We start from the raw sequence: 26,226 nt of genomic DNA, 5'->3' as shown, positions 1-26,226 counted from the left end.
GATTCGACCGTGCCCTTTGTTTTCAGGCAAACTAGCATACCGCAAGCGCATTTGCACCAATCTTGGCGTCACGCACTCATCTCGGCGCGATTCAGCGCACAGTGGCTCCACAGGTCATCCATGGCGCGTACCAGCTGATCAATCTCGCCGGGTCCGTGTACCGGCGACGGGGTAAAGCGCAGGCGTTCGGTGCCGCGCGGCACGGTGGGGAAGTTGATCGGCTGCACGTAAATACCATGCCGTTCCAACAACATATCGCTCAGCTTCTTGGTGTGTTTGGGATCGCCCACGATGACCGGCACGATGTGGCTGCCATGGTCAATCAGCGGCAGGCCCAGCCCCTTGAGCCGCAGCTTCAGGATCTTTGCCTGGGTCTGATGTTGCGCGCGCAGGGTCTGATCCTGTTTCAGAAACGCAACACTCGCCGCCGCCCCGGCGGCGATGGCAGGGGCCAGCGACGTGGTAAAAATGAACCCCGGCGCGTAGCTGCGCACCGCATCGCACATCCGTTCGGATGCGGCGATATAGCCGCCCATCACGCCATATGCCTTGGCCAGCGTGCCGTTGATGATATCAATCCGGTGCGCCAGATTGTCCCGCTCGGTGACGCCGCCGCCGCGGGGGCCGTACATGCCGACGGCGTGGACCTCGTCGATATAGGTCAGCGCGCCGAATTCATCGGCGGCATCGCAAATCGCCTCGATCGGGCCGAAATCGCCATCCATCGAATAGACCGATTCGAACGCGACCAGCTTGGGCGCTGCCGGGTCGTCTGCTGCCATCAATTCGCGCAGATGCTGCACATCGTTGTGACGAAAGATGCGCTTGGCCCCGCCATTGCGGCGCACGCCCTCGATCATCGAGGCATGGTTCAGCGCGTCGGAATAGATGATCAGCCCCGGAAACAGCTTGGGCAGGGTCGACAGCGTGGCGTCATTGGCGATGTAGGCGCTGGTGAACAGCAGCGCCGACTCCTTGCCATGCAGATCGGCCAGCTCGGCTTCCAGCCGCTTGTGGTAGATTGTGGTGCCGGAAATGTTGCGCGTGCCGCCCGATCCGGCGCCTGTGGCGTCGATCGCCTCGTGCATGGCGGCCAGAACCTCGGGGTGTTGGCCCATGCCCAGATAATCATTGCCGCACCAGACGGTGATCGCCTTTTCGGTGCCGTCGGGGCAATTCCATACGGCATGCGGAAACTGGCCGCGGCGCCGCTCGATATCAATGAAGGTGCGATAACGGCCTTCGCCGTGCAGACGATCCAGCGCTTCGCTCAGCTTCGCCGTGTAATCAATGGGCTGATTCAACGGGTTTCCTTTCCTTGGTCGTGGCCGGCAGGAAACGCGGGCCTCGCGGTATGGGTCACCGCCTGATCTACATGTATTCTAATATAGCCGGAGGCATTTTCTTGCAACAGGCTACAGATTGCCGCGCCCCGCATTGATATGCATCAATCGAAACGGTCCTTTTCCGCGCGTCACCCGGCACGCATCTGGACAGGGCGGCGCGGCCTGTTAGGGTGCGGGAAAATCCAAAATCGAGGTGCCCCATGTCCCTGACCGCCGTTCTGGACCGTATTGACGCGCAGATGCCGGAGGCCACCGCGCGCCTGCTGGAGTTTCTGCGCATTCCGTCGATTTCGACCGATCCGGCCTATGCAAAGGACTGCCAGGACGCCGCCGACTGGCTGGTGGCGGATCTGCAAAGCATTGGCATCACTGCCGAAAAACGCGCCACGCCGAAACACCCCATGGTGGTTGGCCATGCCGGACAGGATGCACCCGAATACGCGCCGCATCTGCTGTTTTATGGCCATTACGACGTGCAGCCGGTCGATCCGCTGGCGCTGTGGGCGCGCGATCCGTTCGATCCGGCGGTCGAGCAGACGCCCAAGGGCGAGGTGATCCGCGGCCGCGGCACCAGTGACGACAAGGGCCAGCTGATGACCTTTGTCGAGGCGTGCCGCGCCTGGCGCGACGTCAACGGCACCCTGCCCTGCCGCATCACATTTTTCTTCGAGGGAGAGGAGGAATCAGGCTCGCCCTCGTTGGTGCCGTTCATGCAGGAAAACGCGGACGAGCTGCGCGCCGATATCGCGCTGATCTGCGACACCGGTCTGTTTCAGTCCAAAACGCCCGCCATCGTCACCATGCTGCGCGGCATGACCGGCGAGGAGGTCACGATTACCGGCCCGGACAAGGATCTGCATTCTGGGTTTTTCGGCGGGATCGCAGCCAATCCGATCCGCGTTCTGTCCAAGGTGCTGGCAGGTCTGCACGATGATGCGGGCCGCGTCACGCTTCCCGGCTTTTACGACAATATCCCTGACCTTGCGCCCGAAGTGCGCGCCCAGTGGGAGGGGCTGGGATTCGATCACGCAACGTTTCTGGGCGATGTCGGCCTCAGCCAGCCCGCGGGCGAGGATGGGCGCCTGCCGCTGGAGATGATCTGGTCGCGCCCCACCGCCGAGGTGAACGGGATCTGGGGCGGCTATACCGGCGACGGGTTCAAGACGGTGCTGCCCAGCCAGGCCAGCGCCAAGATCAGTTTCCGTCTGGTTGAAGGGCAGGACCCGATTGCCATCCGCGACGCGTTTCGCGCCTATGTCACGGCGTCCCTGCCGGTGGATTGCACCGCCACATTCACCGGCCACGGCGCCAGCAGCGCGGGCATCATGGATATCTCGGACCCCGCATTCGAGGCCGCGCGCGCCGCGCTGTCGGATGAATGGCCCGAAGAGGCCGCCTATGTCGGCTGCGGCGGATCCATCCCCATCGCGGGGCATTTCGGCGAAATTCTGGGCATGACGGCCATGCTGATCGGGTTTGGCAAGGATGACGACGCGATCCATTCCCCCAACGAAAAATACGATATGGAAAGCTTTCACAAAGGCACGCGCAGCTGGGCGCGCATTCTGGACGCGCTGACCGCGGCCCGCTAACGCGCCCTACCCGCCAAAGCCCGAGCGACCGCCGCCGGCCTTGCCAAACCCGCCGCGCGACGCGGCGGCGGCGCGGCTCATCGGGGCCTTGCCGGCGGTTGTGGCGGGGCGGGTGAATTGCGAGGTATTCAGTTTTGCCGCGCCCTTGTTGCTGGAAAAGGTGCTGGAGCCTGCCGCATTTGTGAAACGCCCGCCAGCCGTTTTGTAAAGCGGCTGCGCCGCCGCCATGCCGGACCGTCCGCCCAGCATGTTGCCGATCAGATACCCGGCCAGAAGCGGCATGAAAATGCCGCTGGACCCGCCCTGCGCGACCTCCTGCTCGGACCCGCAGGCGCCAACGCCGTGCTGTTCCTCGCAGACCTCGAAACTGTCATAGCGGGGGGCCGCTTCGACATGCAGCGCCTGCGCCTCGGCAAAGGCTGTTTCGCAATCCTGAACGGTGAACAGCCCGCCATTCATCGCCTCATCCGTGCAGCTTTGCACGTCCGGATAGGCGGCGGCATCCACCTGTTCCTCCCGGCACCCGGCAAGGGTAAAGGCCGCGGCGCCAAGGATCATAATGGCAACATGTTTCGAGCGTTTGGTCATGGCGTTCATACCTTTCAGGCAAGTGGCGAAAACGGGGGTGTTTCACCCGGTAATATAATGCGGCTTGAACCGCGACAAATCCTGCGTGATGCGCGAGCGATCCTCGCGGATGCCGATACCGGCGCATTCCTCGCCCACGATCCATGCCCCAATGACGGGGCGAAAGCCATCAAACTCGGGCAGGGGCGCATAGGCCTGAACGATGCGGGGGTGCTGGGAATACTCGGTGTTCTGGGCCTGCTCCACGATCTCGCCCGCCTCAATGATAGTCACCGACGCCCCTTCGCGCGACAGGATCGGCTTGGACACATGGCCCGCAATCAGCTGCGCCGAGGCGCGATCAAAGGCCTCTGCCACAGGCGCCGCTGCCGGCCCCTGCCCCGCGATCGCCTGAGCTACGTCCTGCTCGAAAAACGCAGGCAGCAGGTTTGGATGCCCCTCGAACATCTGCCACAGCACCGGCAACAGCCCCTTGTTGGACAGCAGCGCCTTCCATGCCGGTTCCAGAAACAGGCAGCCCGACGCGGTGATGTGATCCGCGTAATCGTCGCGCAGCAGATCCTCCCACGGGTATAGCTTGAACAAAACGCCCATCACGCGGTCTTCGTCATCCAGAAACTGGCCCTCGTCGCTGAGCGCGATCTTGTCCAGATCGCAATAATGCGCGCCCAGCCCGGCCTCGCGCGCGGCCCAGCCCATCGCCTCGACCGTGCCGTAATCTTCGGGGTTTCCGGCAACGGCTGTGAAATGCAGATCACTGCCCGGCTCGAACACCGCGCCGAACCGCGCGACCAGCGCCTCGTGAATGCCGTTGAACTGATCCGCCCCCTCGGGCAGGACGCCGGCGGCCAGCTGATCCTCCAGCCATTGCCACTGAAACGCGGCGCTTTCATACAGCGATGTTGGCGTATCTGCGTTATATTCCAGCAGCTTGGCCGGGCCTGTGCCGTCATAGGCAAAATCAAAGCGTCCGTAGATTTCCGGATCGCCCCGGCGCCAGCTTTCGGCGATCAGATCGCGGTGCTTTTCGGGAATGGCAAGGCGATCCATCAGCCCCTCGTCCGCGACGATATGCGCCGCCGCCTCCCGGCACATCGCGTGCAATTCGGTCGCAGGATCCTCCAGATCCGCCTCGATCTGCTCCAGCGAAAAGGCGTAGGCCGACGTCTCGTCCCAGTACGGCTCGCCATGCATGTCGGCAAAGGTAAAGCCGACCTCGCGGGCATGGTCGCGCCAATCTGGCCGTTCGGGAAGGGTGATTTTCTGCATGCTGTTCCTCTGGCTTCTGTCAGGCGACGGGTTGCGACGGGCCGCCGCCGCTCATCCGCGGCCCTGCGCAATCATGTCAGCGGCCTTCTCTGCGATCATCACGACCGGCGAGGCGGTGTTGCCCGATACAATTTTCGGCATGATCGAGGCATCGACAATGCGCAGCCCATCGAGACCATGCACCCGCAGGTCCGCGCCGACAACGGCGCGGTCGTCGGTCCCCATCTTGCAGGTGCCGACCGGATGGAAAATGGTCGTCGCAATATCGCCGATGGCGCGCACGATATCGGCATCCTCGCGGCAGGCGGGACCGGGCAAAATTTCTTCCGGCTGGTAGGGCTTGAGGGCGTTGGCGGTCATGATCCTGCGGGCCTGCTTGACCGATTCGACCGCGACGCGCCGGTCCTTGTCTGCCGACAGGTAATTCAGCGCTATGTCTGGCTGAACGTCGCTGCCGGGCGCCGCAATATGGCACGAGCCCACGCTTTCGGGCCGCAGGTTGCAGACCGACACCGTGATCGCCGGAAACGCATGCAACGGATCGCCCAGCCTGTCAGTGGACAGGGGCTGCACATGATATTCCAGATCGGGCGTGTCCAGCGATGGGTCAGATTTGGTGAACATGCCGAATTGACTGGGCGCCATCGACATCGGCCCCGATTGCGTTGCGGCGTATTGCAACGCGATTTTGGCCTTGCCAAGCAGACTGTTCGTCATCGTGTTCAAGGTCTTGGCGTTCTGAACCTTGAAGACCGTCCGAATTTGCAGGTGATCTTGCAAATTCTCGCCGACACCCGCGCTTTCGTGCTGCGTCTCAATGCCCTGCGCCTGCAGCACCTCGGGTCGGCCAATGCCCGACAGCTCAAGGATCTTGGGCGAATTGATGGCACCCGCCGCCAGCACAACCTCGGCCTTGGCCACTGCGTCAAAGGACTGCCCCTTGCGCCGGAACCGCACGCCGCGAACGGTGCGGCCATCCAGGATCAGATGATCGGTATGCGCCTGGGTGATCACCCGCAGATTGGGCCGCTTCATTGCCGGGTGCAAAAATCCGTTCGCCGTGCTCCAGCGGCGGCCCTTGTTCTGATTGACCTCGAAAAATCCGGACCCCTCGTTATCGCCGTCATTGAAATCGGCGCGCGGCATGATGCCGAATTCCTGCGCGCCCGCCTGCACAGCCTTCAGGATGTCCCAGTGCAGCCGCTGCCTGGTCACCTTCCACGCGCCGCCCGCGCGGTGCATGTCACTGTCGCCGCCATGATGATCCTCGGATTTCAGAAAATACGGCAGCACGTCATCCCAGCCCCAGCCGGTATTGCCCAACTGCCGCCAGTGGTCGTAATCGGCCGCCTGCCCGCGCATGTAGATCATGCCGTTGACCGACGAACAGCCGCCCAGCACCTTGCCCCGTGGATACACAAGGCTGCGCCCGTTCAGCCCCGGCTCGGACGCGGTTTTCATCATCCAGTCCGTACGCGGATTGCCGATGCAGTACAGATACCCGACCGGGATGCGCACCCAGTGGTAATTGTCCGATTTGCCCGCCTCCAGCAGCAGCACGCGCGTCTTGGGGTTCTCCGACAAACGATTGGCAAGCACGCATCCAGCCGTACCGGCCCCCACTATGATATAGTCATACTCGCCATCGAGCTGCGCGTGATCTGCCATTCTTGCCTCTTCTGGATCCGGCCCGCTGCAACGCGGTATCCCCCAAGTGAATGTCTTCTACGACCGGTGATTGTCGGGTTGCCCGTGTCTGTCACGTTTGGCGACAAGAGCAAACAGGCATTAACAGCGCCGCCGCTGCCCTGACCGCCTCCGGCAATGCGCAGCCGGGCATCAATGCCGGTCACACCAGATGCGTCGATCATTGATGCGGATCAAAGCGCGCCGCAGGCGGCCAAGGTAAGCAGCGGCAACTGACCTTAGCATGAGAAACATTATGGCCTGGAAAACTAAGCTGGACGAAACGCGCAATGGGCTTCGCAACCTGAATGGCGTGATCCCCGACACGATGCGCGCCTTCAACGCGATGGGCAAGACCGTCAAGGAAGGCGGCACGCTGGATTTCAAAGCCAAGGAGTTCGTGGCGCTTGGCATTTCTGTCGCCATCCGCTGCGAGCCGTGCATCAGCCTGCACGTGGAAGCGCTGGTCAAAGCGGGCGCCACGCGCGAGGAAATCGGCGACGTTCTGGCAATGTCCATCCAGATGGGCGGTGGCCCGGCCATGATGTACGCGGCCAAGGCGATGGAATGCTACGACGAGCTGACGGCCTGAGCCGAAAGAGAAACGGCTCGCTCCTGGCAACCAGCCGCCACACCATATCACGCTGGATATGTGGCCTCTCCACAGGTTCGACCGTAGGGAGGCTTCGGGCATGTCCAGCGGTGCCGCCGGTCGATCGCAGGCGAACACATGCGAGGAATCGTGCTGCATGCGACGGTTTGATTCTGCAAACCGTCGCATGCAGCACGGCGCGCCCTTCCCCTTGCATGTCATGCAGGTCAAGGTTTGCACGATCAGCGCATTTCAAGCGGTCTTTGGGCACCGAGTGGAGAAATATCCAACCACTCCTGCTGTGTCCGGTCTTTCTGAAGTTCCTAGCGCCGGAAATCTGCAAGCTCCAAAAGCAGGCAGCCACCCTCACGCTTGAAGATGCCGGTATCCGGATAACCTGCTCCTGCCACAATTCACGCGACATGCGCGGGCCAAGGTGGAACGCGCGGGCGCGACCCATTCCCGACCAGATCTGAGCAGACGGAACATCCCGGCGGGCCTGTATTTAATATAAATTGAATAAAGCTATCGGCCCGATCGCGCAGTGCGACAAGCGCCGTGATCACGTCTTTCCCGTCGAGGACAGTTTCGATGGACGCTCTGCCGCTACACATTTTGCCCCGATGTCGGCGCCCGCAGTTGCAGTGATGCAGCCAGTCATCCAGATCTTTGGATTGCTGAATTCCGCCGACTTTCCATGAGATTATCGTGTTTCAGGCGGATCAGCGCCAAATGAAAAACGGGTCAACTCGACCCAAGGATCAACACCCCAGCGCATGCCGCATGGCTGGCGGTCGGCAAAGTTTCGGTTGGTATTTACGGGTGGACATGCTAAATGGTAACTCAAATACTTATTCAGGTTTAAGGGTCGAAATGCGCCTTACTTCGTTCACAGACTATGGTCTTCGGATGCTGATGCGGATGGCCAGCGCGCCCGAACGTGGGTTTTCCACTTCCGAGCTTGCCTATGAATTCGGCCTTTCGCGCCATCACCTGGCCAAGATCGTGCAGCGCCTGTCCGGGGCCGGAATTGTCGTGACGCGCCGCGGTGGCGGTGGGGGCGCGATGCTGGCACGCGGCGCGGATGAGATCAGTCTGGGCCAGATCGTGCGGGTTTTAGAAAAGGGTCAGGCGCTGGTGGAATGCTTTGCCGCAGATGGCGGCGCATGCTCGATCAGTGGCCGCTGCAAGCTCAAGTCACGGCTGCGTTCGGCCGAGGCGGCGTTTCTGGCCGATCTGGACCGCACCAGCCTGTCCGAGGTGGCGCTTGCCCCCATGGCCGACCTTGAAGGAGCCGCGTGATGACACCTGCCGGAACACTCAGCCGGAATGAGCGCCAGATCGCCTTTGGCCTGTCTGTCGCGCTGGCGGTTCTGGGGTTTGGAATGGCAGCCTTCGCCGGCAAGGGCGTAATGGCAGTGCATGGCGCGATGGCATTGATATTGGGTCTGTTTTTGGTCTTCCGCGTTGGTGGCGGGCTCTATGACAGCGCGCCGGGCGTAGAACGGCATGACCGCTATTTCGACGGCCCGACACGCTTTGGCGTAATGATGACACTGGTCTGGGCAATCTTTGCGATGGGCATCGGCGTGTGGGTCTCTGCGCTACTCTATTGGCCCGAAGGCACGCCTGCCCTGCCCTGGACCAGTTTCGGGCGCCTGCGGCCCGTCCATACCACCGGCATCATCTTTGGCTTTGGTGGCAATGCGCTGATCGCAACGTCGTTTTATGTGCTGCAACGCACCGCCCGGACCCGGCTGGCCGATGCGATCAGTCCATGGTTCGTGCTGATCGGGTTCAACCTGTTTTGCCTCTGGGCGGTCAGCGGCTATCTGATGGGCAGCACCCAGTCCAAGGAATACGCCGAGGCGGAATGGTATGCCGATATCTGGCTGGTGATCGTCTGGGTGGTCTATTTCACCGTCTACATCCGCACACTGGCACGTCGGCACGAGCCGCATATCTACGTGGCGAACTGGTATTACATGGCCTTCATTCTGGTGGTCGCCATGCTGCATATCGTCAACAATCTGGCAATCCCGGTGCGCTGGAACGGCGCTGACAGCTTTACCATCTGGGCGGGCGTGCAGGATGCGATGATCCAGTGGTGGTATGGGCATAACGCCGTCGCGTTCTTCCTGACGTCGGGCTTTCTGGGGATGCTGTACTATTATCTGCCGGTGCGCTCGGGGCGCCCGATCTGGTCTTATCGCCTGTCAATCATCAGCTTCTGGGGGATCGTGTTCTTCTACATCTGGGTCGGCTCGCACCATCTGCATTATACCGCCCTGCCCTATTGGGTTCAGACGCTTGGCATGACCTTTTCGGTAATGCTTCTGGTGCCCAGCTGGGCGTCGGCGGGAAACGCCATCGCGACGCTGAATGGCGCGTGGCACAAGGTGCGCGATGACGCGACCCTGCGGTTCATGTTTGTCGCCGCCGTGTTCTACGGGCTGTCCACATTCGAGGGATCGTTCCTGGCGATCCGGCCCGTCAACTCGCTGAGCCATTATACCGACTGGACGGTTGGCCATGTCCATTCCGGCACGCTGGGCTGGGTGGCGATGATCATCTTCGGCGCGATCTACACCATGGTGCCGCAGCTGTCGGGGCGCGAGACGATGGCATGGCCGCGCGCGATCGAGTGGCACTTCTGGCTCGCCGTCGGCGGAACGCTGGTCTACGTGGTCTCGATGTGGAACGCGGGCATCACCCAAGGGCTGATGTGGCGCGCCTATGACCTGAACGGCGCGCTGTCCTACAGCTTTGTCGAATCCGTGCAGGCAATGGCACCCTATTACCTGATCCGCACCATCGGTGGGGGCATGTTCCTGACCGGCGCGATTGTCTGTGCGCTGAATTGCTATGCGACCTTCCGCAGCGCACCCTACATGACCGAACCGCGCGACGTACCCCTCAGACCGACACCGGCGGAGTAGGATATGCTCAGACTTCATTACAATCTGGAAAAGCTGTCGATGGGTCTGGTGGTGGGCATAATCGTTGCCGCCTCCATCGGCGGTATCGTCGAGATCGCGCCACTCTTCACCATTGACGAGACGGTCGAGATTCCCGACGACATGCGCCCCCATACCCCTCTGGAACTGGCCGGGCGCGAGATCTATATTCGCGAGGGCTGCTATGCCTGCCACAGCCAGATGGTACGCAGCCTTGCCGACGAACTGGACCGCTACGGCCCCTATTCGCTGGCCGCCGAGAGCGCCTATGATCACCCCATGCTCTGGGGCTCCAAACGCACCGGCCCCGATCTGGCGCGCCTGGGCGAGAAGTATTCCGACGACTGGCACAGTCAGCACCTGATCGACCCGCGCAGCGTGGTGCCTGCGTCGATCATGCCGGCCTATCCCTGGCTGGCCCGGCCGCTGGACACCGAAATCCTGAGCGATCAACTGGCGACACTGGCCAGACTGGGTGTGCCCTATGACGCCGAAATGATTGAGGCGGCCATCACCGATGCCATGGGACAAAGCCAGCCCGAGACGGAGGCGGGCGACGCCGTGCGCGAACGCTATGGCGCGGATGTCGCCGTGCGCGCGTTTGACGGCGATCCGGCGCGGCTGACGGAAATGGATGCGGTTGTGGCCTATCTGCAATCGCTCGGAACCCTGACCAATGCGCCATACGAGCTGTTTGCGGAGGGCGCGCAATGAGCCACGACACCCTCGTTTATCTGGCCAAGACGCTGGGACCGATCTGGATGATGGGGTTTTTCATCATCGTCGCGATCCGCGCCTACAACCCCAAGCGCCGCGCCGAGCAGGAAAGGATCGCCCGCTCGATCCTGCCCGACCAGTCCGGGGAGGATCCGCGATGAGCGACGATCCCCGCCTGAATCCCGACCCTGACCACGAGATCGACGCGCATACCGGCCATCGCGAGGTCGACCCCGTTACCGGATACGACACCACCGGACATGACTGGAACGGCATCCGCGAGCTTAACACGCCCTTTCCCAAAGTGGCGCTCTGGGCAATGATCCTGACGTTCGCGTATTCCGTGATCGCCTGGATTCTGCTGCCGGCCTGGCCTTATGGCAAGGATTTCACGCGCGGCCTGCTGGGCCTTGATCAGACGGAAATGGCGGTTGAAGGCTACCGCGCCCTCACGGCGGATCGCAGCGACTGGATGGCGAAGTTCGAGGCAGCGAATTTCCCCGCGTTGCAGGCAGATGACATGTTGATGTTGCCCGCAATGGCGGCGGCGGACCGTCTGTTTCAGGACAACTGCGCCGCCTGCCATGGCGCCGATGGCGGTGGCGGCCCAGGCTTTCCGGTGCTGAACGATGACTATTGGCTGTGGGGCGGCGATCCCGAAACGATTGCCGAAACTCTGCATGTCGGGATCAATGCCACCGGCGCCGACACACGGTTTGGCCAGATGCCCGCCTTTGACTGGATGGAGCGCGGCGAGCTGGGCGCGCTGGCCGACTACGTCACGGCGCTGCCGCAGGGCAATGCGGATGCAGACAGCGAGGGCGGCGTGCTGTTTGCCGAAAATTGCAGCGCGTGCCACGCCGAGGGCGGCATCGGCGGAATGGAAAACGGCGCGCCTGCGCTGACGGACCGGGCGGTCATTTACGGTCAGGATCGCGCCAGCGTGCTGGAGACGCTGCGCCGCGGGCGGCAGGGCGTGATGCCGGCATGGTCAGATCGCCTGACCGAAGCCGAGATAAACCTTCTCGCTCTCTATGTCGCGAACCTGACCCAGGACGATGTGGAGGGCCAGCAATGACCGTTTTCACCCAGCGCAGACTGGCCATCACCGGCGCGTTGTTGGCCGCGGGCGTCTTCGTCGCCGCAAATGCGCATCTGATTACGGTCGCCATCAATTCGCAGCCCGATTGCACCTTGTCCGCGCAGGCCGCCGCGGCCAAGCCTGCCTGCTGAAAGGTCTGATATGCTCGAACCTCTCCCAACGCTTCGCGCTCCTGACAGGCCGGCACCGGCGCTTGCGCGATCCTTGCCTGCGCGCGCGGCGATGGACTGGCTTTCATCTGGCTGGGCCGATTTTCGCGCCAACCCGCTGCCCAGCCTTGCCTACGGAATTTTCATCGCCCTGCTGTCCTACGCTATCCTTGGGGCGCTCTATTGGGCGGGCCTGCTCTATCTCACACTTCCGATGATATCGGGGTTTCTGATCGTGGGACCGTTCTTTGCAATCGGCCTTTATGAGAAAAGCCGTGCGCGCGAAGAGGGTGAGAGGATCGGCCTCGGCCGGATGCTGCTGGTGCGGGGCGTTCCGCTGGGGCAACTGGCCTTTGCCGGGCTCATGCTGGGGATGCTGGTGCTGTTCTGGATCCGGGTCGCGGATCTGCTTTACGCGCTGTTTTTTGGCCTGACGCCGTTTCCGGGGGCCGAAGATGCCTTTGTCAACGTGCTGACCACGCCGCGCGGCTGGACGTTGATCCTGACCGGCACCGCCATAGGCGGCCTGTTTGCTGCTTTCGGATTTGCGCTCAGCCTGTTTTCGATCCCCATGATACTGGCGGAACGGCGCGATGCGCTGACGGCGCTTGGCCTCAGCTTTGCCATGACGACCCAGAACCTGGCCCCGGCGCTCGCATGGGGCGCGATTGTCGCAATCGGACTGACCCTTAGCGTATTGACCGGCCTGCTTGGGCTGGCATTGGTGTTTCCGGTTCTCGGCCACGGCACATGGCATGCCTACACGGCGATACGCCGGTTCGACACATGAGTTTGCTCGTCCTCATCCCGCTATCGATCGGCATGGGTCTGATCGGGCTCGCCGCCTTTGCCTGGGCGCTGCGTCATGATCAGTTTGACGATCCACAAGGCAATGCAGAGCGGGTATTGATTCCTGAACACCCTCAAGAATAACTTCGGCACGTCGTTAGCTGCCCGTCGTCAGGGATTGCGAGGCCAATAACCGCTTAATTTCGGAGAGAGTCTGGCGCGTCTGGTTCGGTTGATGACGCCGTGCGCTCGCTGTCTTGCGCGCGGCGCGTTTCGAGCGGCTTTCGTCCGATCTTTTCCCTTTTTTGTGGAATGGCTTTTCCAGCCCGAAATAGGCGCCGGCGGGTGCAACGTTCCGCAGGCTCTCGTGGAAGCGTGCGTTCTTGCAGTGATCACCGGGAACGGATCGCACCGTCAAACCGTGGTATCAAACACATTGGCCAGACGCGGAACGACAGGATCGCCAGCGCGCCGTTCACTCTCTTTCAAGATGCTGGGTCAAGATCGTGTGGATATTTGTGATCTCCTGAGTGTCGTCTTGTTGAACGCGACACTCTTGCGAAACAGCGCCACCTGCTAAGGTCATCGGCACGCTCCGCAGCTTTCAATTAACTGCGCCTCCCCCCGGTGAGGGGACGGCACAGGTCGCCCTGATCCCAAGCGTCCCAAAAGTCAGAAGCGACGCCACGCCGAGATAGGAAAAAATGGCGATGACCACATTCAGCCGGATATTTTTGACATTTGCCGTGTCATTGGCCGCGGCTCATGCCGTTGGAGCGGCCCAGAAAAGGTGATGGCACAATTCACCACCTATCCTGGCCACGCGGCCCCACAGGTGAGCGATCGCCGGGGACGTTTCGGACGCGCGGGATGTGATCGCAAGGCTGCCGCCTACACGAACCACCAGCGCTCGGCCCAGCGGGAGCCGTCGAGACCCAGGTTCGATCCCATGACGTCGGGTTTGCCCACCTTTTTGGAGGTGCCGAATACATAGCTGGCGAACATCGGAATAATCGCGCCGCCCTGATCGTGGACGATTTCCTGGAGCTCGAAATACATCTCGCGGCGCTTGGCCTCGTCCAGTTCGCCGCGTGCCTCGACCAGCAGCTTCTCGAACCGCTCGTGGCACCAGAAGGTGTCGTTCCACGAGGCGCCGCAGGTGTAGGCGCTGGCAAACATCTTGTCCATCACGGGGCGCCCGTCCCAGTAGACGGCCGAGAACGGTTTCTTCATCCAGACGCTGGACCAGTAGCCGTCATTGGGCTCGCGCACCGGCTTGATGGTGATGCCCGCCTTGCTGGCCGTGTTCTGGAACAGCTGCGCGGCGTCCACGGCCCCGGTGAAGGCGGCATCGGCGGCGTGGAGGCTGACCGTCAGACTGTCCAGGCCCGCCTGCCTCAGATGCCAGCGCGCCTTGTCCGGATCATAGACCCGCTGCTCCAACTCGGTGTTGTAGTATTTCTGGTTCGGGCCAACCGGAATGTCATTGCCGACCGAGCCATAGCCGAACAGGATCTTGTCCACCAGTTCCTGCCGGTCGACGGCATGTTTCAGCGCCAGCCGAACGTTGTTGTCGTCAAACGGGGTCTGGTTGGTGGACATCGCGAATGTGTAATGCTGCGTGCCTGCCACTTCGGAAATGTCGATTGCCGGGCTGCGCGCAAGCAGGTTCAGCGTCTTGCGATCGAGCCGGTCGGCGGCATCGATATCGCCCGACACCAGCGCAGAGGTGCGCGCGTTCTGGTCCACCAGCGCCAACATCTCGATGCTGTCGAACCAGGCGACATCATCGCGCCAGTGATCGGGGTTGCGTTCAAGCAGGGCCGAAACGCCAAACTCGATATCCTTCAGAATGTAACTGCCGCAGCCATCCCCGGACTGCCAGTCAAGCGCGCCGTCGCGAAGGGGCAGGATCACCAGATGATAGTCGGTCAGGGTAAAGGGGAAATCGGCATTTCCGCCCGCCAGCTCGAAAATGATCGTGTCATCGCCTTCGATGGTGATGGTCTCGATCTCGCTGACCAGGGGGGCGGCGGCGGATGTGGAGTTTTCATCCCGGTGATATCTGATCGATGCGACGACATCGCCTGCCGTGACAGGCTTGCCCGAGTGGAACGTCACGCCCTTGCGCAGTTTGAAGCGCCAGGTTGCCGCATCGGCCGACGCCTCCCAGCTTTCGGCCAGTTCGGGTACGAAATCGCCGTCCGGCGCGACCTCGACCAGCCGGCCATGAACCGCAAAGGACAGCCCGACGATGAAATCATTGTCCAGTGTCGCGGGGTCGAGCGTGTCGGTCGTCTGGCCGTGGCCGAAGCCGATACGCAGATGGCCGCCGCGTTTGGGCGCGGCGATGGCGCCGCCTGCGGCGAATGACGTGGCGATGGCCGTGGCCGCCGTTGCCTTGAGAAATCCGCGTCGGTTGAGTCTGCTGGCGGTCAAAAGGGACATTTTTTTCCTCCGTCCTGGATTGCGCTCTTGTGTGCGCTGCCCGGTGCTTCGGCCTCGGGCAGCGCGCGGCGCTTATTTGATTTCGACGCCCTGACGGGTCAGATCGTCGGTTGTCTTGCGAATGCCATCCTCAAGGATGTCGAACATCTGGTGGATCTGGTCTTCGCTGATGATCAGCGGCGGCGAGAATACGCACATGCCGATAATCGGGCGCAGGATGAGGCCGTTTTCCTGGCAATGCGCGTCGATCATCGCGCCGATGGATTTCTCCACGTCCAGCGTATTGTCCGCCGACGCATCCGCGACGCATTCGACGCATCCGACCAGGCCCTGCCCGCGCGTGTCATCGACCAGCGGCAGATCGCCGAGCGATTTCAGGCGTGCCTCGAACACCGGTGCGACCTTGCGCACATGCTCAAGGATGCCCTCGCGCTCGATGATCTCCATGTTCTTCAGCGCGGCGGCCGCGCTGACCGGATGGCCCGAATAGGTGAACCCGTTCGAGAAAACGGCGTCCTGCGAATGCGCGCCCGACACGCTGTCGATCAGCCGGTCGGAGATGATGCAGGCCCCCATCGGCGCATAGCCCGAAGTCATGCCCTTGGCGCAGGTGATGATATCGGGAACGATGTCGAACACCTCCTCGGAGGCGAACCAATGCCCGAGGCGGCCAAAGCCGGTCACGACCTCGTCCGAGATATACAGCACGTCATGCTTGTGGCAGATCTCAAGGCAGCGCTTGTGATAGCCCTTGGGCGGCACGATCACCCCGCCCGAGCACAGGATCGGCTCGGCGATGAAGGCCGCGACCTTGTCCGCGCCCAGTGTGAGGATCGCGTTTTCCAGATCGGCGATTTTCTCCTCAAGGAAGTCATCGACGCTCTGGCCGGCGCTGCGCACATACGGGTTCACGTTGGGCAGGAAATGCGTCAGATGCGTGGCCTGATCCATCCAGCCCTTGTCACGCTCCTTGCCCGACACCGACGCGGCCAGATAGGTCGAGCCGTGATAGGCCTTCTGGCGCGAGATGACCATTTTCTTCTCGGGGCGCCCCAGCACGTTGTTGCGGAACTGGACAAAGCGCAGCGCGGTATCGACCGCGGTCGAGCCGCCGGTCGTGAAAAAGACGCGATTCAGATCGCCGGGCGTGCGCCGCGCAATTTCCCTGCCCAGCTTCGCAGGCGTCGAGTTGGTGTTGTTGAAAGGCGAGAAATACGCCATTTCCTTGGCCTGCTTGGCCATTGCGTCGGCGATCTCGGTATTGCCGTAACCGACCTGGACGCACCACATTCCGGCGGGGCCGTCGATCAGACGCTCGCCCTTTTCGGTGGTGACGTAGATCCCCTCGCCCCCTTCGGTAAAGGTTCGCTCATTCGCGCCGATATCGCTCATACCCTCCCAAGGGTGAACGAAGTGCTGATTGTCCCAATCGCGCAGCGCGTCAAAGTTGGAATTGAGCAGTGTCATCGTCTCATCTCCCTTGATGTAACATTTGTCACAAAATGAACGGACGTTCATTCATTGTCAATGGCTCTGTTGCACGATATTGTGCCTGCGTGGAAAACCCGGAAAATACAGCAGGATGGCAGGCCCCTTGACCCAGGATGAAAACAAACCGGCGCCCAAAACAGCGCGGGAGGCGGCGAAATCGCGGAATCGGCGCCACCTGCTCGATTCGGCAGCAAACGTGATTTTCAAATCAGGTATTCGCGGCGCCACGATTGCCGCGATCCAGCAGGAATCGGGGCTGTCGCGCGGATTGATCAATCTGCATTTCCAGACCAAGGAGAACCTGCTGCTTGCCGTTGCCGCGGATCTGTCCAGACATTACCGCGCCCATTGGGAGCGCGCGGCGACATCCGCCGATTTGCCCGCCGCAGACAGGTTGCGGCGCATCTTTCAGGCCGATCTGTCACCGGCGGTCCTGAACGCGCGCGATGTCGCCATCTGGTTCGCGTTCCGTTCAGAGGTTAGCTCGAACCCCGAATACCATCAATTCATCGCATCCCGCGATGCCGGCTTCCGCCGCACGATCATCGAGATTTGCCAGACCCTGATCCGCGAAGGCGTGTACGAGGGCGCGGACGCGATCCTGGCCGCCAACAGCTTTGTCGCACTTCTCGAAGGGATATGGACCGATTTCCACCTGCACACGGACGATTTCGACCGTGATGACGCCGAACGCACCTGTCTCTACGTCGCCAAAAGCTTCTTCCCCAAGCATTTCTGAGTGGGGATCTGTCGCGGTTAGGTCGCTTGACAGGGCACCCAACCCACGTCGAAGACTCGACGTGGTTTTCCGATTGGGGCGAAGAAAACTACAGCGGCAGGTTCTGGAAGTATTCAAAGCGGTTCAAAGAACTGACCTCAGAAGGGCCGTTCAAGGCCGAAGACCTGTTGATTATCGTGTCTAAACGACGTGTCGTTTACAAAGTGGGCTACTACTGGCCCGCTGCACGTATCGCCAACCTGACACCGAATTCAACGCCGTCAAACTTGCAGTAATTTGATTGGTAGGTTTCGCTACCTGCCAAATTTATCACTGAAATCAAGGACAAGTGGCGGAGAGACAGGGATTCGAACCCTGGGAAGGCTTGCACCCTCAACGGTTTTCGAGACCGCCCCGTTCGACCACTCCGGCACCTCTCCGCGGGGGTCTGGTGGGGGCCGTTTAGATCGAATTGGCGGCAGGGACAAGGTTGATTATACGAAATCTTGTCTTAAATTTGCCCTCGTAGCATCGACCGCCACGTCTGGCGGATGAGTGGCTTTTTGACCTGGTAAATCTCAACCCCAATATGACAGCGGGGCCGGTGGGCTAAAATAAATCGTGCTTCGCCCCTACACACCCCTTTAATCGCAGTTCAAAGCGCCCTATGTTCCACTTGTCCCCTCGGGGACTATGGACATAAACGCGCTCGTAATAAGCGGATCGGACCCGGGGGCGGTACCCGGCGACTCCACCAATCACCCTTCATTTGGGGGCGGATCGGGGTCGAAACAGGATCGACGAACGTCTAAAGGGGTTTTGCTTTGTCTCGGCGGGGTGCCACCGTATCGGCCCGAAAAGTACAATTGCAAATGACAATCGTGCTCCAGTAGCGATGGCCGCGTAAGCGGTCGGAGAGACTGAAACTTAAGTCCTTGCGCCTAGCCGCGTAAGGCGGGGTCCGCAGGCACCTGGCAACAGAAGCCTGCACTTTAATCTCCTCATAAAACACGCATCTACATGCCTTGCGAAGCGCATCACGGCGCTTTGGGGGGACGACATCTGCAGCGCTCACACCAGCAGCGGCGATCGCGGCGGCCGGACGCAATGCGGTGAGCCGGTGGCTTTCACGGGCGCGCCGATGCTGCGCCGCAGGGTCTTTTACTTTCCTCCGAATCCCCTATTGTGAGGGCGTGGAAAATGAGGGCGCGGGATGTCTGGCACAATCGACTACGGCAATCTGATGCACAGGGCCATGCGCGGCCTGATTCAGGAAGTGTTGGAGGGCGTTCAGGAAAACGGGCTGCCCGGCGCGCACCACTTTTTCATCACGTTCGACACCAATCACCCCGAGGCCGAGCTGGCCGATTGGCTGAAACAGCGTTATCCGAATGAGATGACCGTTGTCTTGCAGCACTGGTACGACAATCTGGACGTCACCGATCAGGGGTTCGGCATCACGCTCAATTTTGGCGACGCGCCCGAGACGCTTTTTGTGCCGTATGATGCGATGCGTACCTTTGTCGATCCATCCGTCGAATTCGGCCTGCGCTTTGAAAAGCAGGAGGTCGAGGACGAGGATGAAGCAGATGACGACGACGTGGATGATCTGCAGCCCGCCGCCGATATCGTCAGCCTCGACAGTTTTCGCAAGCCATAGGCCCGGCGGCGCGCACCGCACATTGAAATTCCTGCACCAAACGGTAAGACAGAGGGCAAACCTGACCTGAGGAGCCCCCGCATGAGCCGGACAGAAGTCACAACCCGCACAGAAACCGACAGCTTTGGCCCGCTGGAGGTGCCATCGGACAAGTATTGGGGCGCCCAGACCCAGCGCAGCATTCACAATTTCCCTATCGGCTGGGAACGCCAGCCCATCGCCATCGTCCGCGCCCTCGGCGTGATCAAGAAAGCCTGCGCGCAGGCCAATCTGGAGCTGGGCAAGCTGGATCAGGCCCGCGCCGATGCGATCATCGAGGCCGCGACCGAGGTGATCACCGGCCAGCTGGATGACAATTTCCCGCTGGTGGTCTGGCAGACCGGATCGGGTACGCAGTCCAACATGAACGCGAACGAGGTCATCGCCAACCGCGCGATCGAAATCATGGGCGGCGAGATCGGATCGAAAGATCCGGTGCATCCCAACGATCACGTCAACATGGGCCAATCCTCGAACGACACCTTCCCCACCGCCATGCATCTGGCGGCCGCCATGTCTGCCCATGGCGTCACCCTGCCCGGCCTTGAGAAACTTCATGACGCGCTGGAGAAGAAATCCCAGGAATGGGACCACATCATTAAAATCGGCCGCACCCACACGCAGGACGCCACCCCGCTGACGCTGGGGCAGGAATTTTCCGGCTACACGCATCAGGTCGCCATGGGAATCGAGCGGATCAAGGACGCGCTGGGCCGCATTTACGAGCTGGCACAGGGCGGCACCGCCGTCGGCACCGGCCTGAACACCACACGCGGCTGGGACGAAATGGTCGCTGCCAACATGGCCGAAATCACCGGGCTGCCCTTCGTCACCGCTCCCAACAAGTTTGAGGCGCTGGCCGCCCATGACGCGATGGTCGAAATCTCGGGCGCGCTGCGCGTTGTTGCCGGCAGCCTCTTCAAGATCGCCAACGACATCCGGTTTCTGGGCAGCGGCCCGCGCTGCGGTCTGGGCGAGCTGATCCTGCCGGAGAATGAGCCGGGCAGCAGCATCATGCCGGGCAAGGTCAACCCGACGCAATGCGAGGCGCTGACGCAGGTCTGCGCCCATGTCATGGGCAATGATGCCGCCGTCGGTTTCGCAGGTAGCCAAGGCCATTTCGAACTGAACGTCTACAAGCCGATGATGGCCTATAACGTGCTGCAATCCATGCAGCTTTTGGGCGACGCGGCCAGCGCCTTCACCGATAATCTGGTTGACGGGCTGGAGGCGGACGAGACGCGCATTGACAAGCTGATGCGCGAATCGCTGATGCTGGTCACTGCACTGGCGCCCGAAATCGGCTATGATAACGCGACCAAGGTTGCCAAAACCGCGCATAAAAACGGTACGACACTGAAAGAAGAGGCGATTGCGCTCGGCTTTGTGGATGCCGAAACATTTGACCGCGTCGTGCGCCCCGAAAACATGGTCGGGCCCAAGTGACGGACGCCCCGATCAATCTGAACCGCGCGCGCAAACAGCGCGCGCGGGATGACGCGAAAAAGCTGTCGGACGAAAACGCCGTCCGTTTCGGGCGGACCAAGGCGCAGAAACAGCTGGAGAAAGCCCGCTCAGACAAGGCCGCAAAGGCTGTCGACAGTCATAAGCGCGAACCGTGAGTCCCGCGTGACAAACCGCCCGGCCAAACACTCGCTTACCTTGCGCGGGCATCGCACGTCGGTGTCGCTGGAGCCGGAATTCTGGCAGGCATTCCGCGCCATCGCGGACAGCAGCGGCATGCCGATCAACGCACTGGCCGCGCAGATAGACGCGGCGCGCCCCACGGATCTGGGCCTTGCCTCGGCCATTCGCCTGCACGTGCTGCGCCACTACCGCACAGCGGCAGAAAAAACATCGCCCTAGCCTGCCTGCATGGACAAGCCCGCCGCGCGGGGCCATGTTTGCGGTACTGCGACGCCCCCGAATGAAAGGCTCCTGCCCCTCGTGACCGCCCTGACCCTCGCCAAGCCCGGCGACCTTGATACGATCCTGCCGCTGATCGCCGCCTTCCACAGTGAGGCCGGCGTGATGCAGGACGATGACGCGCTTCGCGCCGCTGTGGCCCCCCTGCTGGACGGATCGCCGCATGGCGCGATCTATATGGCCGGGCCGGTGCGCGCGCCCATCGGTTACGCGGTCATCAGCTTTGGTTGGTCACTGCAATTTGGCGGACTGGAGGGCAAGCTGGCGGAAATCTACATTCGCCCCGGCGTGCGCGGGCGCGGCATCGCATCGGACATCCTGTCGACCCTGCCCCGCGCCCTGGCCGGTGCCGGCCTGCGCGTTCTGCATCTGGAAACAGCGCGCGACGATGCCCGCCCCCGCGCATTTTACGAGCGTATGCATTTCACAGCGCGCGAAGATATCATTGTGATGTCGCGCAAACTGTAGGCAGTGCAAAGCTATCGAAGCATCCCGCCCCATACCTGAGACAGGGTAAATGCGGGACGCGGCGCACCTTGTAGGGTTTCGCGCGGAACGCTTTGAGCTTCGGTCCGGAGCAAAAGCGATCAACCCGAAGTTTCTGCGGAAAACCTGAAATTTGCCCTTGTAGCCAGCGCGCGAAAATTGCACATCAGCACCATCGGTGCGGGCGTAGCTCAGGGGTAGAGCATAACCTTGCCAAGGTTAGGGTCGGGCGTTCGAATCGCCTCGCCCGCTCCAGTAAAGCCCTGCAACCCCAGCAGGATATCAAAGGCCGCCTTCGGGCGGTCTTTTGCTTTGGCGGGGCTGATCTATCCGGGTGGTGAAACCGCCCCTTGCAGCGCAGCGCATACCCGATGCGGGCATCACCCCAGTGCGATGATCGAAAATCACGCGCAGACGCATTCTTCTTTGTGAATTTAACCTGCGTCAAAGTCAGGCTTGCCTTGGCGCAAATAAAATCTTCGTGACTGTCACGGTCTCGCTCAGACGCGCCGCGACTTAGGGCAGCCGATTTTGACCCAAGCGGAGAGAGTACAGCATGACTTATAATCTTGTTCCATTTTCTGATGTTTCCCTGATCAGCGCCGATCGCCTCGACGCGCAGTACCGATCGAACATAACGTCGCTGTCTGACGGCGGCGCGGTCGTTGTCTACACGCAATCCTGGCGGCCCGATCCTGATGTCTATGCGTTCAACTATGAAATACGGGCACAGCGTTATGATGCAGACGGCGCGCCCATGGGTGCGCATGTCGTGATCGAAACGAAAGAAGCCGTGCGCAGCAGTGATGGCGGAAGCCACCAAGCCGTTGTGGATGGGCTGGCCGATGGCGGGTACGCTGTGGCATGGCGCGATCATGACACCTATAACATGCGCGTGCGCAGCTACGACGCGGACGGCACCGCACGCGGCGAAACCATGATCGACCTGCCAAACCGCTACCCCGAAGGCCGGGACATCGACGTTTCCGCCGGCAGCGGCACCTACACGATCACCGCGCTGGATACAGGGGGATTTTCCCTGACATGGGGCGCGTATTACAGTGGCATTCTGGCGCAATATGTCGGAGCCGCTACGATCTATTCGCAGACCTTTACCGCCAACGCTGCGGCCAACGGATCACCCAGCCAGGTCACGCCCTGGGTCGGAACCGGATCATATTCGTGGGATTACGCGAATGTCATCTACGATTCCGCCGCGCTTGCGGATGGGAACTACATCGTCATCACTCGCGGCGGCAAGGACGCGCCCGGAAATACCAGTGAACACACCTCGATCCTGGGCCGCATCTACGATCAGACCGGCACGGCGCAGACGCCCAGCTTTATGATCAACGAGGACGTGAGCGGCTGGAAGGACAACGCCGCCGTGGCCGCCCTGCCCGATGGCGGCTATGTTGTGACATGGCGCAGCGGCGGCGCATCGCAGTGGCGCCGGTTCGACGCGGACGGCAATCCGGTCACCACCGATCAAGCGCTGGATTATCAGTATCGGGATACAAATGTCTTCGCGATGGAAGATGGCGGTTTTCTGATCTCGGCCAGATACGTCTCCGGCGGGTCCGTCGGATACAGCACATACGGCCAGCGGTTCGATGACAACAACAACGCGGTGGGCGATATGTTTGTCATCACGTCACGCAGCGCCCCCGACAGTGAAATCAATTTTTATCATAAATCGCCTGATTTCGTCAGACTTGGCAACGGCAATGTCATGGCCCTGATCGAAGGGCGTGCGTTTTCGAACGAGATTGTCGACGACGTGCTGGTGCAGCTTTACCTGCCGGATCTGCTGGGCACGGCGGGCGACGACCATCTGGCCGCGGCCGATGGCGGCACCGCCATTTTCGGACGCGATGGCGATGACATGCTGCTGGGCAGCGACGCGGCCGATTACCTGGATGGCGAAAATGGCGATGACACGATGATCGCCGGCCAGGGCAACGATACATTGGTTGCAGGCGCAGGCTGCGACATGATGGACGGAGGCGACGGCGACGATGTCGTCATCGAAGGTCCTGGGAACGATACGATGATCGGCGGCGCGGGGAGCGATACCGCCGTCTTCGGCGCCCGTATTGCCGATGTGACCGTCAGGGGGCCGGAAGATGCGCTGATTATCTCATATGACGGCAACAGCAATATCGTTCAGGGCTTCGAGAATTTTGAATTCAAGGACGCCAACTTTACCGACACGCGCAGCTTTGCCGAGATGCTTCCGCTTCGAAACATGGTTTTGTACGGCACAAACGAGGCCGACCTCATGCGCGGCGATTACGGCAATGACAGGCTTAGCGGCGCCGGCGGAGATGACACCCTTTACGGCGAAGCAGGCAACGACACCCTTGATGGCGGCTACGACGACGATCTGCTGGAGGGGGGCGACGGTGATGATATCTTGATTGGCAACAGGGGCAACGATATCCTGAACGGCGGCGACGGCGATGACGTCCTGCAAGGTGGATACAACAACGACACGCTGGACGGCGGCAACGGCAATGACAGGGCGGTAATCTCCGGCTTCAGCCCCGCGTCGGTTGTCGTGACCGGTCCTGACGATGCGCTGACCATTACCTACAGCAGTTACTACCACACCGAAAGCAATCTGGTCCGCAACATCGAGGAATTTGAATTCCGGCCGCACGGCACTCCGGTCGAAGTCCTGACGCTTGCCGAAATTCTGGAGATCCGTAACCGTGAATTCATCGGCACCGACGGCGCTGATCTGCTGATCGGCGATTACGGTAACGACACCCTGCGTGGCGGGGCCGGCGATGACACCCTCAGGGGAGAAGGCGGCGATGACCTGTTGATCGGCGGCGCGGACAACGATGTGCTGCACGGCGGCGCGGGCCGTGACACCGCAGCGTTCGGCGCATCCAGCACGGCCATCAAGGGCCGCGATTTGGATGGCCGGATCGAAATCACCACCACAGACGGCACCGATATTGTCCATGATGATGTCGAGCTGTTTCAATTCGCCGATAAAACCATGACCTATGCCGAAGTTGCGTTTGCCGTCGAGGATCACAACGATGCGCCCACCGGCAGCCTGAAAATCATGGGATTCACGGACGAAGGCGCCAGATTGGGTGTAGCATCGACGCTTGCGGATGCAGATGGCATGGGGCCGCTCAGCTACCAGTGGCTGCGCGACGGGACTGAAATCACCGGGGCGACCGCTGCGTCATACATGCCTTCGAGCAGCGACGTCGGCGCGCGAATTTCTGTAAAAGCGTCCTACACAGACGCGCGCGGCACGGTCGAAACAGTAACGTCAGCCAAGACCACCGCGATCAAGGGACGTAGCGATCTTACAGGCACTCCGCAGGCGGATTTTCTGGTCGGCACTGCGAATCCGGAGCGAATTGACGGTCTGGCAGGCAATGACACGGTGGTCGGCGGGGGTAGCAGCGACGTGATATATGGCCGGGGCGGCAACGACTGGATCTTTGGCGATGGCGCGGCGGCGGTGTATTACGGTGCGGGCGTGGCCAATCAGGTCTACCGGCTGTATCAGGCGACGCTGGGCCGGATGCCCGATGTGGCCGGTCATGCGGCCTGGTCAGGGCGGATCGCCAGCGGCGAGAAGACGTTGATGGAAGTCACCCAGGGCTTTGTCGGCTCGCCCGAATTCCAGAACACCTACAAGGATCTGAGCGACAGCGAATTTGTCACGCTGCTCTATGACAACGTGCTGGACAGCACGCCCGATGCGCAGGGCCTGGCCCGCTGGACCGGCGATCTGGCAAATGGTGTCAGCCGCGCGCAGGTGGTGGTCGGCTTTGCCGAAAGCCCGCAATTCGTTGCCGAAACCACCGCCGCCGCCAACGGGTTTGCCGCGCGCAGCCTGTCCACCACCTGGAGCGACGAGGTGTTCCGGCTCTATCAGGCGTCGTTCGACAATGCGCCCGATGTGATGGGCCAGACCAACTGGGCCGGGCGCCTGGCCCGCGGCGAGAAGACGCTGCTGGAGGTGGCCGAGGGCTTTGTCGGGTCGCCGCAATTCCAGAACACCTACAAGAATCTGAGCGACAGCGAGTTTGTCACGCTGCTCTATGACAACGTGCTGGACAGCACGCCCGATGCCAACGGCCTGGCCCGCTGGACCGGCGAGCTGGCGGCAGGCAAAAGCCGGGCCGAGGTGCTGCTGGGCTTCTCCGAGAGCCCGCAATTCAATACCGAAACCCGAGGCCCGCTGAAGGACTGGATGCGCGCGCAGGGCATTCAGGATGACATCACGCCGGGCGCAGGCAACAACGTGGTCGCAGGCGGGCAGTTCGCGGACATCTTCATCTTCAATGCCCTGGACGACGGCGCAACCGTGGTGCGCGATCTGGAAGCGTGGGATTTCATCGAGCTGCAGAACTTTGGCTACAGCGACGCAGGTCAGGCCCGCGCCGAGATGAGCCAGGCCGGCAACAGCGTCGTCTTTGACGATCAAGGCGTGCAGATCACGTTTGAGAATACGCTGCTGGCGCAGATCACGGATGACATGATTTTGGTGTGAGGTCCGCCGTTAACCATCTTCCGCAAAAAAAGCGCCCGCTTTTTTTCTGAGCGACTTGCGGTTTCCGACACGCCCCCCGGACTGTTTGATACTATCGGTGCCTGGATTTTGATCCAGTCACCGATACGCGTCTTGAGCGCCCC

The 26,226-nt window shown here is 61.4% G+C and carries 23 protein-coding genes, 2 tRNA genes and 1 other RNA gene; 19 read left to right on the top strand and 7 right to left on the bottom strand.

Annotated features, from left to right (window positions below; all coding sequences use genetic code 11):
* Nucleotides 1–68: 68 nt before the first annotated feature.
* Nucleotides 69–1,292, bottom strand: coding sequence for a 5-aminolevulinate synthase (gene hemA / locus DQ230_RS04600; RefSeq protein ID WP_113911358.1), 1,224 nt, complete (start codon nucleotides 1,290–1,292; stop codon nucleotides 69–71).
* A 254-nt stretch (nucleotides 1,293–1,546) separates the two neighbouring features.
* Between hemA and DQ230_RS04595 the strand changes: the two genes are divergently transcribed.
* Entirely contained in the window at nucleotides 1,547–2,938 is a 1,392-nt protein-coding gene (locus tag DQ230_RS04595; protein WP_113911320.1) for a M20/M25/M40 family metallo-hydrolase, read from the top strand.
* Nucleotides 2,939–2,944: 6 nt separating this feature from the next.
* On the opposite strand, the gene DQ230_RS04590 is transcribed toward DQ230_RS04595, so the two are convergent.
* The 3 genes from DQ230_RS04590 to DQ230_RS04580 are packed head-to-tail and all read right to left on the bottom strand — an operon-like array spanning nucleotide 2,945 to nucleotide 6,463.
* Nucleotides 2,945–3,526: a DUF1190 domain-containing protein gene (locus DQ230_RS04590; RefSeq protein WP_113911319.1), complete on the bottom strand. Its 582-nt coding sequence runs from the start codon at nucleotides 3,524–3,526 to the stop codon at nucleotides 2,945–2,947.
* A 42-nt stretch (nucleotides 3,527–3,568) separates the two neighbouring features.
* Nucleotides 3,569–4,795: a glutathionylspermidine synthase family protein gene (locus DQ230_RS04585; RefSeq protein ID WP_113911318.1), complete on the bottom strand. Its 1,227-nt coding sequence runs from the start codon at nucleotides 4,793–4,795 to the stop codon at nucleotides 3,569–3,571.
* 51 nt (nucleotides 4,796–4,846) lie between these two features.
* Nucleotides 4,847–6,463: a GMC family oxidoreductase gene (locus DQ230_RS04580; RefSeq protein WP_113911317.1), complete on the bottom strand. Its 1,617-nt coding sequence runs from the start codon at nucleotides 6,461–6,463 to the stop codon at nucleotides 4,847–4,849.
* 274 nt (nucleotides 6,464–6,737) lie between these two features.
* Between DQ230_RS04580 and DQ230_RS04575 the strand changes: the two genes are divergently transcribed.
* The 9 genes from DQ230_RS04575 to ccoS all read left to right on the top strand — a co-directional run bounded on the left by DQ230_RS04575 (nucleotide 6,738) and on the right by ccoS (nucleotide 12,931).
* A complete protein-coding gene (locus DQ230_RS04575) occupies nucleotides 6,738–7,073 on the top strand; it encodes a carboxymuconolactone decarboxylase family protein (RefSeq protein WP_113911316.1) in 336 nt (111 codons plus the stop codon).
* A gap of 873 nt (nucleotides 7,074–7,946) precedes the next feature.
* Nucleotides 7,947–8,375 carry an Rrf2 family transcriptional regulator gene (locus tag DQ230_RS04570; protein WP_113911315.1) on the top strand — a complete coding sequence of 143 codons (429 nt, stop codon included), beginning with the start codon at nucleotides 7,947–7,949 and terminating at the stop codon, nucleotides 8,373–8,375.
* Entirely contained in the window at nucleotides 8,375–10,012 is a 1,638-nt protein-coding gene (gene ccoN, locus DQ230_RS04565) for a cytochrome-c oxidase, cbb3-type subunit I (RefSeq protein WP_113911314.1), read from the top strand. The genes DQ230_RS04570 and ccoN overlap by 1 nt, the downstream gene beginning before the upstream one ends.
* A gap of 3 nt (nucleotides 10,013–10,015) precedes the next feature.
* Nucleotides 10,016–10,744 carry a cytochrome-c oxidase, cbb3-type subunit II gene (ccoO, locus tag DQ230_RS04560; RefSeq protein WP_113911313.1) on the top strand — a complete coding sequence of 243 codons (729 nt, stop codon included), beginning with the start codon at nucleotides 10,016–10,018 and terminating at the stop codon, nucleotides 10,742–10,744.
* Nucleotides 10,741–10,908: a cbb3-type cytochrome oxidase subunit 3 gene (locus DQ230_RS04555; RefSeq protein ID WP_113911312.1), complete on the top strand. Its 168-nt coding sequence runs from the start codon at nucleotides 10,741–10,743 to the stop codon at nucleotides 10,906–10,908. Before ccoO ends, DQ230_RS04555 begins: the two co-directional genes overlap by 4 nt.
* Complete coding sequence (ccoP, locus tag DQ230_RS04550; protein WP_113911311.1) at nucleotides 10,905–11,825, top strand: cytochrome-c oxidase, cbb3-type subunit III; 921 nt, start codon at nucleotides 10,905–10,907, stop codon at nucleotides 11,823–11,825. Before DQ230_RS04555 ends, ccoP begins: the two co-directional genes overlap by 4 nt.
* A complete protein-coding gene (locus DQ230_RS17030; protein WP_162497357.1) occupies nucleotides 11,822–11,980 on the top strand; it encodes a hypothetical protein in 159 nt (52 codons plus the stop codon). The genes ccoP and DQ230_RS17030 overlap by 4 nt, the downstream gene beginning before the upstream one ends.
* Before the next feature lie 91 nt (nucleotides 11,981–12,071).
* Nucleotides 12,072–12,788, top strand: a complete 717-nt coding sequence (locus DQ230_RS04545; RefSeq protein WP_238987422.1) for a DUF2189 domain-containing protein — start codon at nucleotides 12,072–12,074, stop codon at nucleotides 12,786–12,788.
* On the top strand, nucleotides 12,785–12,931 hold the full coding sequence (gene ccoS / locus DQ230_RS04540) for a cbb3-type cytochrome oxidase assembly protein CcoS (protein ID WP_113911309.1): 147 nt from the start codon (nucleotides 12,785–12,787) through the stop codon (nucleotides 12,929–12,931). Before DQ230_RS04545 ends, ccoS begins: the two co-directional genes overlap by 4 nt.
* A 747-nt stretch (nucleotides 12,932–13,678) precedes the next feature.
* Here ccoS and DQ230_RS04535 read toward each other — a convergent pair.
* Both DQ230_RS04535 and DQ230_RS04530 read right to left on the bottom strand, forming a co-directional pair.
* Complete coding sequence (locus DQ230_RS04535) at nucleotides 13,679–15,235, bottom strand: ABC transporter substrate-binding protein (protein WP_113911308.1); 1,557 nt, start codon at nucleotides 15,233–15,235, stop codon at nucleotides 13,679–13,681.
* A gap of 72 nt (nucleotides 15,236–15,307) precedes the next feature.
* On the bottom strand, nucleotides 15,308–16,702 hold the full coding sequence (locus DQ230_RS04530; protein ID WP_113911307.1) for an aminotransferase: 1,395 nt from the start codon (nucleotides 16,700–16,702) through the stop codon (nucleotides 15,308–15,310).
* A gap of 127 nt (nucleotides 16,703–16,829) precedes the next feature.
* On the opposite strand from DQ230_RS04530, the gene DQ230_RS04525 reads away from it, so the two are divergent.
* The gene (locus DQ230_RS04525) at nucleotides 16,830–17,465 is read left to right on the top strand and encodes a TetR/AcrR family transcriptional regulator (protein WP_238987421.1); all 636 of its coding nucleotides are present in this window, start codon (nucleotides 16,830–16,832) and stop codon (nucleotides 17,463–17,465) included.
* A 329-nt stretch (nucleotides 17,466–17,794) separates the two neighbouring features.
* On the opposite strand, the gene DQ230_RS04520 is transcribed toward DQ230_RS04525, so the two are convergent.
* A tRNA-Ser gene (locus DQ230_RS04520) sits at nucleotides 17,795–17,884 on the bottom strand.
* 199 nt (nucleotides 17,885–18,083) lie between these two features.
* Between DQ230_RS04520 and ssrA the strand changes: the two genes are divergently transcribed.
* The 8 genes from ssrA (at nucleotide 18,084) to DQ230_RS04480 (ending at nucleotide 26,083) form a co-directional block, all read left to right on the top strand.
* Nucleotides 18,084–18,436: a transfer-messenger RNA gene (gene ssrA / locus DQ230_RS04515) on the top strand.
* A gap of 221 nt (nucleotides 18,437–18,657) precedes the next feature.
* Nucleotides 18,658–19,104 carry an SspB family protein gene (locus DQ230_RS04510; RefSeq protein WP_113911305.1) on the top strand — a complete coding sequence of 149 codons (447 nt, stop codon included), beginning with the start codon at nucleotides 18,658–18,660 and terminating at the stop codon, nucleotides 19,102–19,104.
* Nucleotides 19,105–19,185: 81 nt separating this feature from the next.
* Nucleotides 19,186–20,589: a class II fumarate hydratase gene (gene fumC / locus DQ230_RS04505; protein WP_113911304.1), complete on the top strand. Its 1,404-nt coding sequence runs from the start codon at nucleotides 19,186–19,188 to the stop codon at nucleotides 20,587–20,589.
* Nucleotides 20,586–20,765, top strand: coding sequence for a DUF4169 family protein (locus DQ230_RS04500; RefSeq protein ID WP_113911303.1), 180 nt, complete (start codon nucleotides 20,586–20,588; stop codon nucleotides 20,763–20,765). The genes fumC and DQ230_RS04500 overlap by 4 nt, the downstream gene beginning before the upstream one ends.
* A gap of 7 nt (nucleotides 20,766–20,772) precedes the next feature.
* Nucleotides 20,773–21,009 carry a ribbon-helix-helix domain-containing protein gene (locus DQ230_RS04495; protein WP_113911302.1) on the top strand — a complete coding sequence of 79 codons (237 nt, stop codon included), beginning with the start codon at nucleotides 20,773–20,775 and terminating at the stop codon, nucleotides 21,007–21,009.
* A gap of 81 nt (nucleotides 21,010–21,090) precedes the next feature.
* Nucleotides 21,091–21,537, top strand: coding sequence for a GNAT family N-acetyltransferase (locus DQ230_RS04490; RefSeq protein ID WP_238987420.1), 447 nt, complete (start codon nucleotides 21,091–21,093; stop codon nucleotides 21,535–21,537).
* 198 nt (nucleotides 21,538–21,735) lie between these two features.
* Nucleotides 21,736–21,810: transfer RNA gene (locus DQ230_RS04485), tRNA-Gly, on the top strand.
* Between the two features lie 301 nt (nucleotides 21,811–22,111).
* Nucleotides 22,112–26,083, top strand: coding sequence for a DUF4214 domain-containing protein (locus DQ230_RS04480; RefSeq protein WP_113911300.1), 3,972 nt, complete (start codon nucleotides 22,112–22,114; stop codon nucleotides 26,081–26,083).
* The last annotated feature ends 143 nt before the right edge of the window (nucleotides 26,084–26,226 follow it).

Source organism: Roseovarius dicentrarchi (assembly GCF_003316635.1).
In the GTDB taxonomy this organism is placed as follows: domain Bacteria; phylum Pseudomonadota; class Alphaproteobacteria; order Rhodobacterales; family Rhodobacteraceae; genus Roseovarius; species Roseovarius dicentrarchi.
Note: the sequence above shows the minus strand (reverse complement) of the source record. Positions and strands in the feature narration are given on the sequence as shown.